Annotated in this window: 1 protein-coding gene; it reads left to right on the top strand. The window is 74.1% G+C overall.

The features are described from left to right. On the top strand, positions 1-232 hold a 232-nt coding region (locus AMS67_RS00020), incomplete at both ends, for an ABC transporter permease (protein WP_156316457.1).

Here is a 232-nt window from a genome sequence, read left to right as displayed (position 1 = left end):
GCGTTCTTCCCCGTCTACACCACGGTGGCCGACGCCCTGCGCCACGTGGATCCGCAGCTCGTCGAGGCGGGCCGCACCTTCGGGCTGCGCGGCTGGTCGCTGTTCCGCACCGTGCAGCTGCCCGCCGTCGTGCCGTCGGTCGTCTCGGGCCTGCGCCTCGGGCTCGCCCAGGCCTGGCTGTTCCTCGTCGCCGCCGAGCTGATCGCCGCGTCGATGGGGCTCGGCTGGATGC

Source organism: Leucobacter japonicus (assembly GCF_001273855.1).
Classification (GTDB): Bacteria; Actinomycetota; Actinomycetes; order Actinomycetales; family Microbacteriaceae; genus Leucobacter; species Leucobacter japonicus.
Note: the sequence above shows the minus strand (reverse complement) of the source record. Positions and strands in the feature narration are given on the sequence as shown.